This is a genomic window from Rhizobium leguminosarum (assembly GCF_001679785.1).
Taxonomy (GTDB): domain Bacteria; phylum Pseudomonadota; class Alphaproteobacteria; order Rhizobiales; family Rhizobiaceae; genus Rhizobium; species Rhizobium leguminosarum_R.
On record NZ_CP016286.1, the window covers coordinates 1140840 to 1156772 of the forward strand.

The 15933-nt window shown below is 60.3% G+C and carries 17 protein-coding genes and 2 pseudogenes; 12 read left to right on the top strand and 7 right to left on the bottom strand.

What is annotated here, in order from left to right; all coding sequences use genetic code 11:
• Positions 1 to 63: 63 nt before the first annotated feature.
• From BA011_RS05810 to BA011_RS05820, 3 genes are all read left to right on the top strand, one after another.
• Positions 64 to 723: a TetR/AcrR family transcriptional regulator gene (locus BA011_RS05810; RefSeq protein WP_065279742.1), complete on the top strand. Its 660-nt coding sequence runs from the start codon at positions 64 to 66 to the stop codon at positions 721 to 723.
• 120 nt (positions 724 to 843) lie between these two features.
• Positions 844 to 1026 carry a hypothetical protein gene (locus BA011_RS05815; RefSeq protein ID WP_131709012.1) on the top strand — a complete coding sequence of 61 codons (183 nt, stop codon included), beginning with the start codon at positions 844 to 846 and terminating at the stop codon, positions 1024 to 1026.
• A complete protein-coding gene (locus BA011_RS05820) occupies positions 1023 to 1355 on the top strand; it encodes a DUF6105 family protein (RefSeq protein ID WP_017991219.1) in 333 nt (110 codons plus the stop codon). The genes BA011_RS05815 and BA011_RS05820 overlap by 4 nt, the downstream gene beginning before the upstream one ends.
• Here the strand turns inward: BA011_RS05820 and ruvX are convergent.
• The gene (ruvX, locus tag BA011_RS05825; RefSeq protein WP_065279743.1) at positions 1292 to 1786 is read right to left on the bottom strand and encodes a Holliday junction resolvase RuvX; all 495 of its coding nucleotides are present in this window, start codon (positions 1784 to 1786) and stop codon (positions 1292 to 1294) included. The genes BA011_RS05820 and ruvX overlap by 64 nt on opposite strands.
• A gap of 179 nt (positions 1787 to 1965) precedes the next feature.
• Here ruvX and BA011_RS05830 point away from each other — a divergent pair, with 179 nt between their 5' ends.
• From BA011_RS05830 to BA011_RS05845, 4 genes are all read left to right on the top strand, one after another.
• The gene (locus tag BA011_RS05830; protein ID WP_065279744.1) at positions 1966 to 2670 is read left to right on the top strand and encodes a metal-dependent hydrolase; all 705 of its coding nucleotides are present in this window, start codon (positions 1966 to 1968) and stop codon (positions 2668 to 2670) included.
• A gap of 69 nt (positions 2671 to 2739) precedes the next feature.
• Entirely contained in the window at positions 2740 to 3027 is a 288-nt protein-coding gene (gene gatC, locus BA011_RS05835) for an Asp-tRNA(Asn)/Glu-tRNA(Gln) amidotransferase subunit GatC (RefSeq protein ID WP_003539052.1), read from the top strand.
• A 56-nt stretch (positions 3028 to 3083) separates the two neighbouring features.
• The gene (gatA, locus tag BA011_RS05840) at positions 3084 to 4565 is read left to right on the top strand and encodes an Asp-tRNA(Asn)/Glu-tRNA(Gln) amidotransferase subunit GatA (protein WP_065279745.1); all 1482 of its coding nucleotides are present in this window, start codon (positions 3084 to 3086) and stop codon (positions 4563 to 4565) included.
• A 107-nt stretch (positions 4566 to 4672) separates the two neighbouring features.
• Complete coding sequence (locus BA011_RS05845) at positions 4673 to 4948, top strand: hypothetical protein (protein WP_065279746.1); 276 nt, start codon at positions 4673 to 4675, stop codon at positions 4946 to 4948.
• Between the two features lie 41 nt (positions 4949 to 4989).
• Here BA011_RS05845 and BA011_RS05850 read toward each other — a convergent pair whose 3' ends face one another.
• Positions 4990 to 5247 (bottom strand): YjhX family toxin, encoded by a 258-nt coding sequence (locus BA011_RS05850; protein ID WP_065279747.1) that lies wholly within the window; start codon positions 5245 to 5247, stop codon positions 4990 to 4992.
• Between the two features lie 311 nt (positions 5248 to 5558).
• Here BA011_RS05850 and BA011_RS05855 point away from each other — a divergent pair, with 311 nt between their 5' ends.
• Positions 5559 to 6068, top strand: a complete 510-nt coding sequence (locus BA011_RS05855; protein ID WP_065279748.1) for a GNAT family N-acetyltransferase — start codon at positions 5559 to 5561, stop codon at positions 6066 to 6068.
• 4 nt (positions 6069 to 6072) lie between these two features.
• Here the strand turns inward: BA011_RS05855 and BA011_RS05860 are convergent, their stop codons facing one another.
• Positions 6073 to 6345 (bottom strand): DUF1294 domain-containing protein, encoded by a 273-nt coding sequence (locus BA011_RS05860; RefSeq protein WP_237352587.1) that lies wholly within the window; start codon positions 6343 to 6345, stop codon positions 6073 to 6075.
• 113 nt (positions 6346 to 6458) lie between these two features.
• Between BA011_RS05860 and BA011_RS05865 the strand changes: the two genes are divergently transcribed.
• Positions 6459 to 7793 (top strand): ISNCY family transposase, encoded by a 1335-nt coding sequence (locus tag BA011_RS05865; protein ID WP_065279157.1) that lies wholly within the window; start codon positions 6459 to 6461, stop codon positions 7791 to 7793.
• 191 nt (positions 7794 to 7984) lie between these two features.
• Here the strand turns inward: BA011_RS05865 and BA011_RS05870 are convergent.
• Positions 7985 to 8725: pseudogene (locus tag BA011_RS05870) on the bottom strand (oxidoreductase); the annotation flags it as partial.
• Between the two features lie 113 nt (positions 8726 to 8838).
• Here BA011_RS05870 and BA011_RS05875 point away from each other — a divergent pair.
• Both BA011_RS05875 and BA011_RS05880 read left to right on the top strand, forming a co-directional pair.
• Complete coding sequence (locus BA011_RS05875) at positions 8839 to 10362, top strand: ISNCY family transposase (RefSeq protein ID WP_065279116.1); 1524 nt, start codon at positions 8839 to 8841, stop codon at positions 10360 to 10362.
• A 421-nt stretch (positions 10363 to 10783) separates the two neighbouring features.
• Complete coding sequence (locus BA011_RS05880; RefSeq protein ID WP_065279750.1) at positions 10784 to 11233, top strand: winged helix-turn-helix transcriptional regulator; 450 nt, start codon at positions 10784 to 10786, stop codon at positions 11231 to 11233.
• A gap of 48 nt (positions 11234 to 11281) precedes the next feature.
• Here the strand turns inward: BA011_RS05880 and BA011_RS05885 are convergent.
• The 3 genes and pseudogenes from BA011_RS05885 to BA011_RS05895 all read right to left on the bottom strand — a co-directional run bounded on the left by BA011_RS05885 (position 11282) and on the right by BA011_RS05895 (position 14441).
• Positions 11282 to 11742: pseudogene (locus BA011_RS05885) on the bottom strand (RpiB/LacA/LacB family sugar-phosphate isomerase).
• A 150-nt stretch (positions 11743 to 11892) separates the two neighbouring features.
• The gene (locus BA011_RS05890; protein ID WP_065279751.1) at positions 11893 to 13380 is read right to left on the bottom strand and encodes a xylulokinase; all 1488 of its coding nucleotides are present in this window, start codon (positions 13378 to 13380) and stop codon (positions 11893 to 11895) included.
• A gap of 104 nt (positions 13381 to 13484) precedes the next feature.
• Complete coding sequence (locus BA011_RS05895) at positions 13485 to 14441, bottom strand: sugar-binding transcriptional regulator (RefSeq protein WP_065279752.1); 957 nt, start codon at positions 14439 to 14441, stop codon at positions 13485 to 13487.
• Positions 14442 to 14576: 135 nt separating this feature from the next.
• Between BA011_RS05895 and BA011_RS05900 the strand changes: the two genes are divergently transcribed.
• Positions 14577 to 15932: a sn-glycerol-1-phosphate dehydrogenase gene (locus BA011_RS05900; RefSeq protein WP_065279753.1), complete on the top strand. Its 1356-nt coding sequence runs from the start codon at positions 14577 to 14579 to the stop codon at positions 15930 to 15932.
• Position 15933: the final 1 nt, after the last annotated feature.

The window sequence follows — 15933 nt, forward strand, 5'->3', positions numbered from 1 at the left end:
AGGATTGATTGCATGCAGCCTCCCCGCTACTCACCGATTGGTGACAGTGGGGAAGGGTCGATCATGCTGAATGAAGCCGTAAATCTGGAAAATTCACCCGGGACCGGCGAGGGGCCGGAACGGCGCGTGCGTGATCGCGGCGCCACCGAGCGCGCCATCCTTGCCGCCGCCAAGGGGCTGCTCGCCGAGGAAGGATTCCAGAATTTCGGCATCAACGCGGTCGCGCGCCGCGCCGGTTGCGACAAGCAACTGATCTATCGTTACTATGGCGGCCTCGACGGCCTGGTCGAGGCGATCGGCGCCGATCTCGGCACATGGGTGAAGGATCGCATTCCGGAAGACGCCGGCGGCATGTTCCTGCTCACCTATGGCGACCTGATGGAGCGGCTGTCGCTTCTCCTCCTCGACGCCTTGAGAAACGATCCGCTCATGCGCCGCATCCTTGCCTGGGAGATATCGGAAAACACCGAGCAGGTGAGGCGCTTGTCCGAGGCGCGTTCGAAAGCGCTCGCGCTCTGGCTCGAGCGCATGCGCGGCTCGTTGGCGCCGCCGAAGGGCGTGGATGCGGCAGCCGTCAACGCCGTCGTCATCGCCGCGATCCAGCACCTTGTGCTCGCCGCCGCAGCCGGCGGGCAGTGCGCCGGCCTGTCGCTGAAAACGCCCAAGGACTGGGAGAAGGCCGCGACGGCGCTGAAGCGCATCGTGCGCGGCGTCTACGGCTGATTTCTGCTCATCCACAGGGGGCGGGCGTAGCATTAACCTTAACAAATGGTTTACGTTGCGTGGGGCTGGTTAACCCGACAGTGTGGTCTCAGCAGAGATTGTATGAGTAGAAGACCCGAGTTGACGACCATGGGAACTAAGATCGCCAAGGCAGTGTTTTTGGTGGCGGCGATGATGTTTTTCGCAGTCCTGGCGCTGGATATAGCAACTCCGACGCTGGTGCTTTGTATCATGGCTTTGTCGACCTGGTTGGTCTCTCTTGATCTGCCTGTCGCGCGTAAGCATGGAGGAGAGGCCGCATGAAGTGGTTTCTGATCTTCTGGGCCGGCCCCATCGTCTTTCTGGGCGGATGGTACTGGCTCTCCTATTACGACATGAGTTTCGGCATCTTCATGCTGAGCCGGCAGGTCCATGACCTGACCTTCGAGCTTTACGGCAAGGCGCTCGGCATTCCGCCGGAGACCATCCCGCCGCTGGTTGCCCGCGCGATCGCGGTCGACAGCCTCGTCGTCTTCGCCATCCTGGCCTTCCGGAAGCGCAAGTCGATCATCGCCTGGTGGAAGGCGCGTCAGGCGCTGAATTCGTCTCCATCAGACCTTGCCAGCAAGGAAAGCCTGTCAAGCGCGCCCTGAAGGATGAAGCTCGCCGCGGCCGAATCGATCCGTTCGGCCCGCTTGGCGCGGGAGACGTCCATTTCGAGCAGTGTCCGTTCGGCGGCAACCGTCGAAAGCCGCTCGTCCCAATAGACGAAGGGCAGTGGCGTCTTCTGCTCCATGTTGCGCACGAAGGCGCGCGTCGCCTGCACGCGCGGACCCGCCGATCCATCCATGTTCATCGGCAGGCCGATGATGAAGCCTGCGACCTTTTCCGATTGTGCGAAATCCAGCAGCGCCTGGGCATCGATGGTGAACTTGACGCGGCGGATCACGGTGCGCGGCGTGGCGAAACGCCGGCCGAGATCGGACATCGAAAGCCCGATCGTCTTCGTGCCGAGATCGAGGCCGGCAATCGCCTGTCGCGGGGCAAGCGTCTCGGCCATTTCCTCGATCGTCAGCACCGTCATCGCCGTTTCATCCCGTCAAAACAAATTGAAGTCGCCGCCGCTTTTCTTTGCGGCCGCATAAGATATGTCCTTAGGGCATGACGCCGAAAAGTGTGAGCGGTTTTCCGACGATATCATGCTCTCATTCTTTGATGTGGCATCGAAACCGGCTTTGCATCACGTAATAAAGGAGACATTTCATGAAGATCACCTGGCTCGGCCACTCCGCCTTCCGCATCGAGACATCAAAGGCGAAGATCCTGCTCGATCCATTCCTCAGCTATAACGCCTCCTTTTCCGGCCAGGATATCAAGGATGTGTCTGCCGGCATCACCCATATCCTGCTGACGCATGGCCATGGCGATCATGTCGGCGATACCGTGGCACTCGCCAAGGAAACCGGCGCCGTCGTTCTCGCCAATGCCGATCTCGCCGCCTGGCTCGGCTCTAAGGGCGTCGACAAGATCGAGATGGGCAATACTGGCGGCACGATCGCCCTCGGCAGTTTCTCGGCAACCTTCACCAATGCGCTGCACTCCTCCGCGCAGATTACCGAGGATGGCGTCTCGCATGCACTCGGCAACGCCAATGGCTTGATGCTGCATTTCGACGACGAAGCCTCGATCCTTGCCATGGGCGATACCGACATCTTCTCCGACATGGCGCTGATCAACGAATTGCACCAGCCTGATATCGGCTTCGTGCCGGTCGGCGACCGCTTCACCATGGGCGGCGCTGTGGCAGCACTTGCCTGCCGGCGCTATTTCAACTTCAAGACCGCTATCCCCTGCCATTACGGCACCTTCCCGATCATCGACCAGACGGCGGAAAAATTCGTTACCGGCATGGAGGGATCGAAGACGGATGTGAAGGCGATCAGGCCTTCCGAGAGCCTGTCGATCTGACGAAACCCCGTTGCACACGGCGGACATGGCCTTTATAGCGGGTAGGAAAAATCCTATCCGGAGAATGCCATGTCCGTCGATCTTGCCACCGTGAAGCGCGTCGCCCGCCTTGCCCGTATTGCCGTCTCCGAGGACGAGGCAAATCGCATGGTCGGCGAGCTGAACGGCATCCTTGGCTTCGTCGAGCAACTCTCCGAAGTGAATGTCGACGGCGTCGAGGCGATGACGTCGGTGACCCCGACGGCGATGAAGAAGCGGACCGATGAGGTGACCGACGGCAGCAAGGCAGCCGATATCGTCGCCAATGCGCCCGTCACCGACCACAATTTTTTCCTGGTGCCGAAAGTCGTCGAATAAGGCTTCGAAGCCTCTTTCCGACCCTGTTGCCATTCCAGATCTGAAGCGAAAACACGATGAGCGAACTCACCAGCCTGACCATTGCCGAAGCCCGCCAGAAGCTGCGCGCCAAGGAAATCACTGCGATCGAACTGACCGAAGCCTATATCTCGGCGATCGATGCGGCCAACGGCCGGCTTAACGCCTACATCAAGATCACGCCGGATCTCGCCCGTGTCATGGCGAAGAACTCCGACGCGCGCATCGCCGCCGGCAAGGCAGGCGAACTCGAAGGCATTCCGCTCGGCATCAAGGATCTCTTCGCCACGGTCGGCGTTCACACCCAGGCTTGCAGCCACATTCTCGATGGTTTCGAGCCGCGTTATGAATCGACGGTGACGCAGAACCTCTGGGATGACGGCGCCGTCATGCTCGGCAAGCTGAACATGGACGAGTTCGCCATGGGCTCGTCCAACGAGACCTCGCATTACGGCGCGGTGATCAATCCCTGGCGTGCCGCGGGCTCCAACCAGCAGCTCGTGCCCGGCGGTTCGTCGGGCGGTTCGGCCGCAGCCGTCGCCGCGCATCTTTGCGCCGGCGCGACCGCGACCGATACCGGCGGCTCGATCCGCCAGCCGGCTGCCTTCACCGGCACCGTCGGCATCAAGCCGACCTATGGCCGCTGCTCGCGCTGGGGCACCGTCGCCTTCGCCTCTTCGCTCGACCAGGCAGGTCCGATCGCCCGCGACGTACGCGATGCCGCGATCCTTTTGAAGTCGATGGCAAGCGTCGACGCAAAGGACACGACATCGGTGGATCTGCCGGTGCCGGATTACGAAGCAGCTCTCGGCCAATCGCTGAAAGGCATGAAGATCGGCATTCCGAACGAATACCGTGTCGACGGCATGCCGGATGAGATCGAGACCCTCTGGCGCCAGGGCATCGCCTGGTTGAAGGATGCCGGCGCCGAAATCGTCGACATCTCGCTGCCGCACACCAAATACGCCCTTCCGGCCTATTACATCGTCGCTCCCGCCGAGGCATCCTCGAACCTCGCGCGTTACGACGGCGTGCGCTACGGCCTGCGCGTCGACGGCAAGGATATCGTCGACATGTACGAGAAGACGCGTGCCGCAGGCTTCGGCAAGGAAGTCAAGCGCCGCATCATGATCGGCACCTATGTGCTGTCGGCCGGTTATTACGATGCCTATTATATCCGCGCCCAGAAGGTGCGCACGCTGATCAAGCGCGATTTCGAACTCGCCTTCGACGCCGGCGTCGATGCCATCCTGACGCCGGCAACGCCGTCGTCCGCCTTTGGCGTTGCCGACGAGAACCTCGCCGCCGATCCGGTGAAGATGTATCTCAACGACATCTTCACGGTGACGGTCAACATGGCGGGCCTGCCCGGCATCGCCGTGCCGGCCGGCCTCGACCATAAGGGACTGCCCCTCGGCCTGCAGCTGATCGGCAAGCCCTTCGACGAGGAAACCCTCTTCAAGACTGCTCACGTCATCGAGCAGGCAGCCGGCCGGTTTACGCCGGCCAAGTGGTGGTAACGGATCCAACGATCCGAAAGATGGCAGCTGCCGACCACGAAACGGTCGGCGCCGTCGGCTTTGCCGCTTGGTTGACTGATTGATAGCCGGGACCAGGAGAAGGTTTTATGGCCGGCAATGATCTTGTGCGATTGATCGAGGCATTCGATCGCCTCTCTGCCGGCGGTTTCACCATGGGCGCGGATTGGCAGGCGGTCCACGACATCTGCCAGCGCCACGAAGGCGAACAGCCGTTCGACTGGGGGCACGCGTTTTGCCATCGCATCGAGGGCGATGACTGGAACGCCGACTACTGGTATCGCCGCGCCGGCAAGAGGCGCGGCACAGGCACGATGGCCGTCGAGTGGTCGGTGATGCGGACGGAACTCTCTGCAAAGGCATGAGGCGATACCCCCGATCGCGCCCGCGATCGGGGGTGCCACTATTACCTGTTGTTCAGCTGCGACCTGACCAATCTCAGCCCTCTTTCGGTGATCCGGTAGGGGTGGCCGCCTGAGGACATGATTGCCTTCAGTCGCTTCAGCCTGCGGAAGAGATCGAGGTCGATGCCGGGATAGAGCCAGCCGTCGCGAGTGAAGCAACTGACCGCTTCGATCTTCCTGTCGTCGTCGCGGGTAATTTCAATGCGGCCGCCTTGGGCCATGAGATGCAGGATGCGCTGCTCCGTGCGAGAAATGTCCATGTGTTGAGATCCAGTATCGCGCCCGTCAGGGCGCACAAAAACGATCTGGCGCTCATTCGAACGTCAGGGTTTCGTTTTTTCGTGCCCATGCGCGCAAGAAAACTTGCGGGCAGGGCCTTTACCGGGTCTCAGGCAGGCTCAACATAAAACACCTCGATAAGACCTATTATTCAGCCCGGAAAATTCGGTCAAGAGCGTACTTGCCTCTCAAAAACCAGTCGAAAACCGCGGTTTCTGTCGATCATCCCGTTGGAGCTACTGGTAAAATCCGCGACTCAATGGTCTAGTTGAGGGATAACGCGGAGGTGTCGTTGATCCACATTCGCAATGCCCGCGACGGTGAAGCGGAGCTATTAAGCGAGATCGGGCTGAGGGCCTGGCAAAAGGCGATGGCGTCGATCGGCGAATCGGACGTGATGATCGATGCAGCGCGCAACGCCTTCCGGAACTTCGTGGAAAACGACTGGCTGACCGTCACCGTCGTCGAGCAGAACGGCCAGGTCGCAGGCTGGGCGGCGCGCGAGGGATTGGACGAAACCATCTCGGATTTCTGGATCGATCCCGCATTCACCCGCCAGGGCCTCGGTTCGGCCCTTCTCGTCCGCATCGAAAAGGAAATCGCCGATCAGGGCTTCGAGAAGGCGGCGATGCAGACCCATTCCAGCAACAGTGAGGCGATCGGCTTCTTCCGGAAGCACGGCTACAGCATCCATTGGCTCTCGGTCGCCTACAATCCGAAGCTCGATCGCGACGTACCCTCCGTCGGGCTGACGAAACAGCTCGTTTCGGATGGCCAAGGTGGATATGGGCAGGAATTCTGATGCTTCAAAAGTCTTCAGGAAGCAGAAAGCTCCATTGCGGCACGAAGGCCAGCACAGCAATCAATGCGCCATGCAGGATCAGGATCGCCGCCAGGATTGACCGGAACGGTTCCTTTCTCGTCTTGTGCCGCAACAACTGCTGGGCCGCCACCGCGCCAAGGCTGCCGCCGATCAGCGCAAGGAAGAGAAGCGACCGGATTGCTTGACGTGTTTTTTTTTGGACAGCGATGCGCTTGGCGGTGCTTAGTTTAGTGCCCGTCCACAAACGGTAAACCACTGAAATTATTGGAGGAATAGCGATATTGCGACGGGCAAAGCCCGGCGGTTTCAGGTATACTTTAGATCAAGCCATTGATTCTAAAGACAAACCCGCAACCGCCGGAGCCGACAATGCGCCAAGAACGCACCGTCCAAGCCAATATATTCGATCTTTTCGCCGAACACGAGATCGGCCGCGAGCTGAAAGCCATGTCGCAATGGCTGGATGAGCATCGTGATCTGCTCGGGCTGGTAGCGCAGGACCTGCGCCGCCACGGCGTCAAGGAGACCGGCCGCGAGGGCCTGCCGGCGGAGGCCGTGCTGCGTTGCGCCCTGCTCAAACAACACCGTCAGTTGAGTTATGAGGAGTTGGCCTTTCATCTGGAAGATTCCGCCTCGTTCCGGGCCTTTGCCCGGCTGCCGTGGGGGTGGAACCCGAAGAAGTCGGTCTTGCACAAGACGATCAGCGCGATCCGGGCCGGGACCTTTGAAGCGATCAATCGCGTGCTGTTGACGAGCGCCCGGCAGGACAAGGTGGAACGCGGCAAGGTCGTGCGCATCGACAGCACCGTCACTTCGGCGCTGATGCACGAACCGAGCGACAGTAGTCTTTTGTGGGACTGCGTGCGGGTGATGGTGCGGCTGTTGCAGCAGGCGGCTTCCTTGGGCAGCGCCATCTCATGGCACGATCACTGCCGCGCGGCGAAGAAGCGATCCCGGGCGATCCAATTTACCCGCGGTCGTCCGAAACGAGTTCAGCACTATCGCGCGCTGCTCAGGATCACGCGCACCACCTTGAGCTATCTCGAACAGGCGGCGGCGCAACTGCCCTTGGCGGCGGGCCCGGCGGTCGAACTCTGGCAGGCCCAACTCCGCCACTATAAGCCGCTGATCGAACGGATCATCGCCCAGACCGAGCGGCGGGTCCTGGCCGGCGAGGCGGTGCCGGCTGGCGACAAGCTGGTCAGTTTGTTCGAGCCGCATGCCGACATCATCGTCAAAGGCAGCCGCGACGTCGAGTATGGCCATAAGATCAATTTGACCACCGGCACAAGCGGGCTGATCCTCGACCTCGTCGTCGAAACCGGCAACCCGGCCGACAGCGAGCGCTTGCTGCCGATGCTGGAACGCCACATCGGCATCTGGGGCGAGGCGCCGCGTCAGGCGGCGGCCGACGGCGGCTATGCCAGCCGCGATAATTTGAGCCGAGCCAAAGCCTGGGGCATCTGCGACATGGCCTTCCACAAGAAGTGCGGCCTCAGGATCGAAGACATGGTCAAGAGCCGCTGGGTCTATCGCAAGCTGCGCAACTTCCGCGCCGGCATCGAGGCCGGCATCTCCTGCCTCAAACGCGCCTACGGCTTGGGGCGCTGCACCTGGCGTGGGCTCGACCACTTCAAGGCTTATGTCTGGTCCTCGGTGGTCGCATACAATCTCGCCCTCTTCGCCCGCCTCAGGCCGACCTGACATCCCATGTCGCCAGCCAAAACCGGACCGGCGTGACGCCGGCAGTTGCCAATGCGCGCATGTCCACCAGAAATCCTGGCCGCCGCAATTAGCACCCATGAGCCACACCGCATGGCTTCAAAGCGGCCACCAAGCGGAACCCAAGTGCGCTGCAAGCTCAAGAAAACCAGCGTTTATGGACGGAAACTAGTTTAGGCAGGTATCTCGTTGATCTTGTGCAGAATTCTGTCGACCAGCCACTCCGGCATGAAACGACGGAGGGAGCGAACCTGGCGCGACTGCTTGCCTGCGGAATAGCGCAGCTTCGGCTTCTTCGCGGTTGCGGCCGTAACAACCACGTCTGCGACGACTTGCGGCGCATCGCCGGCTTCTACCCATTTGCGCATGAGAGCTTCGCTTCGGGCGCGCTCCGCGTCGTAGACCGGAAGAGGTTGATCGGCTCGCGTCAGGTTCTCTTCGAAGGATGTTCGAGTTACGCCGGGCTGCACCAGCACGACACGGATGCCGAAGTTGCGCACTTCATGATCGAGCGATTCCGAGTAGCCTTCGATGGCGTGCTTCGTCGAAGCATAGAACGCATTGTACGGAGATGGGATGAGCCCGAGGATTGAGCTCATATTGACGATCCGGCCGCTCTTCTGCTTGCGCATCACCGGAAGGACGGCATTGACGACCCGCGCCACCCCGAAAACGTTGACGTCGAACAGGCGCTGGGCCTGGGCGATGGAAGATTCTTCCGCGCCCCCGAGAAGGCCGATCCCGGCGTTATTGACCACGAGGTCGATCCGTCCTGCCTGCTGGAGAATCTCGGCGATGAGCGCCTGCACCGAGCCTTCATCGGTCACGTCGCAGATCAGCATGGCGATGCCAGGCTTGCTGGCAACCTGTTTGCGGCTCGTCCCAAACACGTAGTAGCCGGCTTTCGCCAGGGATTATAGCGCGACGATCAGGATGAGACGCCGCATTGCCTCGCCTGAACTGCTCCCTGAGAATGGGTTATTGCCTCATCTAAATTGCTCCCGACGAATCAACCTCGGGAGCTTTGATGAGGAAGGTAAGCATGGCGACACGTGTGGAATTGGTGGCGGCGATCAGTTGTCGCTATGTGTTAGGCGGGCGGGCCGAGAAGGCGAGGATGTTGGACGAGTTCGTGGCGCTCACGGGCTTTCATCGCAAGCATGCGATGCGACTGCTGCGAGGAGAACGCGAACCGGCGAAGGGTGGTCCTCGGCCAGGGCGCCGGGTTTACGGCGATGACGTGCGGGCGGCGCTCGTCGTTGTTTGGGAGGCGTCGGATCGAATTTGCGGCAAGCGACTACACCCCCTGTTGCCAACACTGATCGAAGCGATGGAACGTCATGGACATGGCGATATGAATAGCGAGACGCGCCGGCAACTCTTGACGATGAGCCCAGCGACGATTGATCGAGTCCTCAAGGAGATTAAAGCGAGCGCCACGGGTCCGCGGCGCCGGAAAGGATCAACGGCGATTCGGCGTAGTGTTCCCGTTCGAACGTTCTCGGATTGGGATGACCCCGCACCCGGCTTTGTCGAGGCTGATCTCGTTTCTCATTCCGGCCCGTACGCGAGAGGTGCCTTCTCGCAAACGCTGGTGTTGACCGATATAGCCACGGGCTGGACGGAATGCGCGCCGCTGCTGGTTCGCGAGCAAACGGTACTGATCACTGCGTTGACCGAACTGCGCAAGTTGCTGCCGTTCCCGCTGCTGGGCTTCGACACCGACAACGACAGTGTGTTCATGAACGAGAGCGTTCATGAGTATTGCTTGCGAGATAATATCGAACTCACCCGTTGCCGCCCCTACCGAAAGAACGACCAGGCATTTGTCGAGCAGAAGAATGGCGCGATCGTGCGCAAGATCGTTGGATACCGACGCTTCGAGGGGCTGCGAGCCACCCGGGAGCTGGCCAAGCTTTATTCCTCAATGCGGTTGTTCGTGAATTTCTTTCAGCCATCATTCAAGCTGAAAGAAAAGCACCGTGACGGAGCCAAGGTGATCAAGCGCTATCATCGTCCCGCCACGCCTTATCAGCGGCTGCTTGACGACGCACGCACGCCGGAGGATACATGCCTTCGGCTCAAGGCGATGTACCTGACGCTCGATCCGGTTCGGCTGCTCCGCGACATACGGCTGGCACAAGAGAGATTGGTCGAAATTGCTGACAAGCCTGATGGTCCGCCTGCCACCGACGGCGAGGCATTACCGCTCGAAGACTTTCTGTCTGGCTTACGGATTGCTTGGCGTGGTGGTGAAGTGAAACCGACTGCCCGCTCCAAGCCAGCGGCCAAGCGAGAGCGGCGGAGGCCCGATCCTCTACTCGCCGTCACTGCCGAACTCGAGGATTGGTTCGAGGCGGAGCCTTGGCGAACTTCGCGAGAGTTGCTTGAACGCTTGCAGGTCAAATACCCCGGCGTGTATCCCGACGGCCTCATTCGGACCGTGCAGCGTCGAATGAAGATCTGGCGCAGTACACAGGCCAATGCGCTGGTGTTCGGGCCATTCGCCGATGCCGCGCGGCAGACGCAAAACGTAGAGGTCGTGCAGTGAGGCTCTTACCGCCAGGTTGGCCTTCGACAACCCGCGGAAAACATGATGAACGCCCGCGAAGCCGCCCGCTCGCTACAGCGCTATTGAGGGCGCGCTCGCGAGCGGCTTCGCTACCTCCGTCACCTTGCACCAGGTGCGGGGACAAGATCGTAACAACCCGTGAGGCATTCGAGAACATCCGAGTGAGGCAACGGCATTATTCTCCGGGAACACTCTTGGGTGAGGCAATACGAGTCTCACCTTGTTTGTCGCCGCGCAAGGGATTGCGCTGTGACAAGGCCAATACCGGAGGAAGCACCCGTGACCAGGGCAATCTTTTTGTTTCTGTCGATCATGTTGTCAGCTTTCATTATGGGTGGATCATCGTCTAAACCTGGGTTACTATCTTTTCGATATCGTGGCACTATCGAAAAGAAACTAAATGAAAAATTATTCAGTTCCACAGTGCCCGGTCGCCCGTGGCCTCAACTCTGTAGGCGATGCGTGGAGTATTCTGGTTTTGCGGGATGCACATGCTGGCCTCACCCGGTTCGACCAGTTCAGGAAGAGTCTAGGTATCGTGCCAACCATGCTCACAAAGCGTCTAAGGGCGCTGACGGAAGACGGGTTGCTGGAAAAGCGCCTCTATTCCGAACGGCCTCCCCGCGAGGAGTATGTCCTCACGGATGCAGGTCGGGATTTCCTGCCGGTACTCATGATGATCGGGGCGTGGGCGCACCGTCACTGCGGCGGCGATCTCGCCCGCTATGTCGATCTTGAGTCAGGCGCAGAGATTGAGCCGATCGGAGTAGACGCCGTCACGGGTGCAAAGCTCGGAACTCGGGCAATACGCTTGAGTTCGGGTCAGGAACATGAGTCTCGCGACCAATAAAGGCGCCTAGGACGGACGCAGCTTTCTCCAATCGGACACCGATGTGGATTAGCGAAACGATGCACCATATTTTACATCGACCTCGTTAATTGCCTTGACGTTTTCGTCAGAACGGCCGTTCTCGTCGAAGGCCTGGCCAAGAAAGGCGTCTGCTATCGACTTTGCAGGTTCCGGACCGATAACGCGCGAGCCCATGGTGATGATCTGCGCATTGTTGGAGAGCGCCGCGCGTTCAGCGGATTAGTGTCATGGGTCAATGCGGCGCGAATGCGGGACACCTTGTTGGCGGCGATGCAGACGCCGATTCCAGTGCCGCAGACGAGGATCGCGCGGTCATCGTCGCCCCTGAGCACGGCCGAGCCGACGCGGTCGGCGAGATGGGCGTAAAAGGCGTCAGGACTGGCATCAGTGCGGGATACTTCATGTACCTCGTGGCGGTCCTTGAGGCAATCGGCGAGGATCTTTGCCAAGCCTTCGCCTGCGCTATCGCCGCCTACAGCGAGTTGCATTGTCGTGTCCTTTCCAATCGTTGCGGCGCAGCACGCTAGGATGTCGAGTTCAGGCCCAGCTGATATGCTTGTGCCCCTGGCACTCGGCCACCAATGTGTCACCATCCAAGTGCTGCCAGCCGATCGCGCATGGCAATGCCAATAAGGTTTTTAGAATTCTCCACGGTTGTTGAGATAGACGCGGGCTTGCCGTTTGGATAGGCCGGACCAATCGCGATGGGCGGCAAGGTCGGGGGCTGTCGCCTCTGTTGTTTTGGACATGGCGCGGGCCGCATCCTGGAAAGTCCTGAACCAACCGGTTCCGACGGCGGCCGACATGCCAGCGCCAAGGGCGGAGGCCTCGTTGGACAGGCTTCGGTGAACGGGGAGGCCGGTCGCGTCCGCCACCATACTGCGCCAAAGCGTACTTGAGGCACCACCCCCGATCACGAAGATGCGATGAGTGGCCAGGCCCTTCGCCTGCATCTGTTCAAGGGCGCGGGTGAATTCCAGGGTGATGGCCTCTAGTGATGCGCGATAGAGATGCCCCATGCCGTGGTCAGGTCCAAGACCCGTAAAGGTCGCGTGTGCGTTTCCATCCCAATGCGGATCCATGCAGCCCACCAGATAAGGGCAGACCGTCAGCCCGTGGGAGCCGACCGGCAGCCGCATTGCTTCAGATTCGAGCCGTTGGAACACAGTGGGGTCGGCCCGTCCGCCGGCAAAATTATCGAGCAGCCAGTTGACGAAAAAGGCGCCGCTGCGCTGCACGCTTTCCAGCATGTAGCCTTGACCGGTCGGGGACACCAGCGTTCGCCAATAGGAACTGAGTTCGGGAGTGGCAGACCAGACTCCCCCAACCACGGCCGTTCCGAGATTGAGATAGACAGTTCCCGGGTCGATTGCGCCAACTCCCAGGCCCGCACAATGGCCGTCCCCACCGGCGGCGTAAATCGGTGTTCCCGCTCCGAGGCCCGTCGCAATTGCGGCCTCCTGCGAAATCACGCCTATCCGGGACGCAGGTGGGTTCAGCGGTGGAAGCTTGTCCTCGCTGATTTTCAGGTGATCGAGGAGCTTGCGCGACCAAGTCTTGGTGACGATGTCGAAAATGCCGAACGGATCGGCGCTGGTCCATGTTGCCTGGGGTTGCCCGCTCAGCCGCATGACTAGGTAGTCGTGTACGGAGAGGATATAGGCGGCTTTGTCGAGGAGATCCGGTTGGTGGGCGCGCAACCAGCGCAGACGATAGATGCAAGGGATGACATCTACCGGCTTGCCGGAAATCGAATGCAGTGTCTCCGCGCCTATTTCGTCAGAGAGAACGGTGATCATGTCACGGGCGCGACGGTCGAGCCAGATCGTTGCGGGCGCAAGCGGACGTCGATCGGCTCCCAGCAAGGCCATGGTTTCTCGCTGGTTTGAGATCGCCACGCCATCAATGCGGTCGGGATCGATCACATCCGTTACAGCCTTGAGGGCTATCGTCGCCGCACTCCACCATTCATCGGGGTCCTGTTCGGACCTATAGGCATCCGGGTTTGAGAGTGTATGAGGCGCACGCCCCTCGAATCGAGGTTCGCCCTCGCGCGTCCAGGCAATAGCCTTGACCGATTGCGTCGATGAATCGATGCCGATGACATAGCGTTCGTTCCGGTGCATCAAAGCGGCTCCTCCTTCCGCTGACCGACTATCGAGCGGCACGCCGCATCCGGTCTGTTCTATTGTCCGCAACCGGCGCCCTCATCGGCCGCCGGTCTTGCGTGTCAAGCCGCCAGCAAGGCCTCTCCCGTAGCCAAGTCTGTGACGAAATGTGTGGCATAGCCGCCCTCGAGCGTTGCGGTGATCGCTTCGATCTTTCCAGATCCGCCGGCCACGCAGATCCTGTTTGGTGTCTGCTTCAATTCCTCGAGCGCAATGCCCACCATGCGCTCGTCGTGATCTCCGCCGACAGCCCGGCCGTGCGCATCGATGAAGCGGCCGATAATGACTGCTACCGCGCCATCCTCGACATATTTGTCGATTTCCGCCTGGCTTGCGATGCCTGACGCCCTAACCGTGCTTTTCGCACCGACGTCGCCGACACCAAAAAGGATACGGTTGGTGGAGTGGATCAGATCGAACTGCTTCTTCAGGACGGGTTCGTCGAGCAGCATCGTTCGCAGTTCCTTGGTCGAAAGAACCGCCGGCGCAAGAAGGTTGACGCAACGCGCGCCGATCCTGCTCGACAGCAGCGACGTGCAGAGTTCAGGTGAAAAATCCGGTTCGCCGGTCGAACTTCCCGAGACCTGGACAACCGTGAGATCGTGCACAGCTTCTGGCAGCGAAATCTTGTCCGCGACCGACAAGACGGTGCGTCCCCATGCAACACCGATCACGTCACCCGCCACGATCTGCTCGGCGAGGACGCGCGCACCGGCATCGCCCAGGCGAGAAACCAGGTCGCGATCCTCGGCGTGCGGGATCACCAGCGCGCCACCCAAGCCGAATTTCTCTACCAGGCCCCGTGCGACCCGAGTACGCCCACTCGCATTCGTGTTGATGCGGATCGAGACGATACCCCGGTCGCGCGCCTCTTGAAGATAGTTGACGATGGTCGCACGCGATACGCGTAGCGTCTTGGCAATTTCGCTCTGGGTCATCTCATCGGCGTAGTAGAGCCATGCAGCCCATGTGACCGCGTCGTCGAATTCCATGGGCAGGGGCGCGCCCGCATCCAGCATATGATTCCTCGAATTTTTTGTTCTGGCATATCTGACGACATCCCATGACAAATGTCAACGTGCGTTGTCTTATGTGTTGACAAATGTCACCGCATGCTGTCACTTGTATCCATCGCATAGAAAACGGATTGCAGAATGGAAACGGCAAAGAACCGGGGTGGCGCTACAAGCGCTCCCAAGGGCGGCTGGACCGCGCTTATCGATGACATCGTGGCAGGCCGGTGGACGAACCCGGCGACTGGAAAATGCGCTGTCGTGCCGTATGAATCCATCGTTATCGCCGAGAGCCTTGAAGGGCGAGAAGCGGAGCTTGTTTCAAGCCTGAGCCTGGGCGAGACCTTTACCGTCGTTGCCGATAAGGCGACTTGGGATGCGATGGGTGCGCGGGTTGCCCGCGCGCTGGAAAAGCTCGGCCCAGTCAAGTCGATCCTTCTCGATCATCCGCATGCCGACATGGCAACCATCGCGCTCCTGACCGAAAAGTTGAAAGGTGCTGAAGGCGTCGTGGCGGTCGGTTCCGGTACGATCAACGACCTTGTCAAATATGTGACGGGACTTGATGGCCGCCGGTATTGTGTCTTCGCCACCGCGGCATCGATGAACGGGTATACATCCACCACAGCCTCGATCACCCTCGATAGCGGGTTAAAAGTCTCGCTGCCATCCCACGCGCCGGCGGGGTTTTTCGTCGATCTCTCGGTGTCGGCGGCCGCGCCGACCTACCTCTCGGCTGCCGGATTCGCCGACTGCTTGGTGCGCTCCGTCGCCCAAGTGGACTGGTGGCTGTCGCACCGGCTGTTTGGAACCGTCTACTCCGATGCGCCCTATATCATTCAGGCCGAGGACGAGATCGCGCTCAACCGGAATGCCGCGGGGATCGGCAGCGGTGATATTGGCGCCCATGGCTATCTCTACCGGGTGCTGACCGAATGCGGCCTTGGCGTCTCCTTCACCGGCATGTCCAACCATGGCTCGATGGGCGAGCACCAGATTTCGCATTACATCGACTGCTTTGCGGGGAACAGGCACCCCGGGACGCTGCATGGGCAGCAGGTGGGTGTCGGCGTGCTGACAATGGGCCGATTGCAGCGCCACTATCTGGACAGCGCGACAGCCCCAAGAATGAACGCAACGAAGATCAGCTTCGATGGCATGGTCCGGCGCATGGGACCAAGCATTGCCGGGCAGTGTTTCGACGAGATCCAGCCGAAAATTTTCGATGACAAGGCAATCGGCGCGCTGAATGAAAAAATCGTCGATCTCTGGCCGGTGCTGCGGAAAGAATTGAAAAGCTTCGTCGTTCCGGTCGACGAAATGACCCGGTTGCTGAAAGCAGCAGGCGGTCCGACGACAGCACGGGAGCTAGGCGTACCCGTCGACTTTTACCGGGAGGCGGTTGTTCACTCGCGCGAGATGCGCAATCGGTACTCCTTCCTCGATGTTGCCGCAGACGCCGGCCTCCTCGAGGATTTCGCGAGCGAGGAGACCTGAG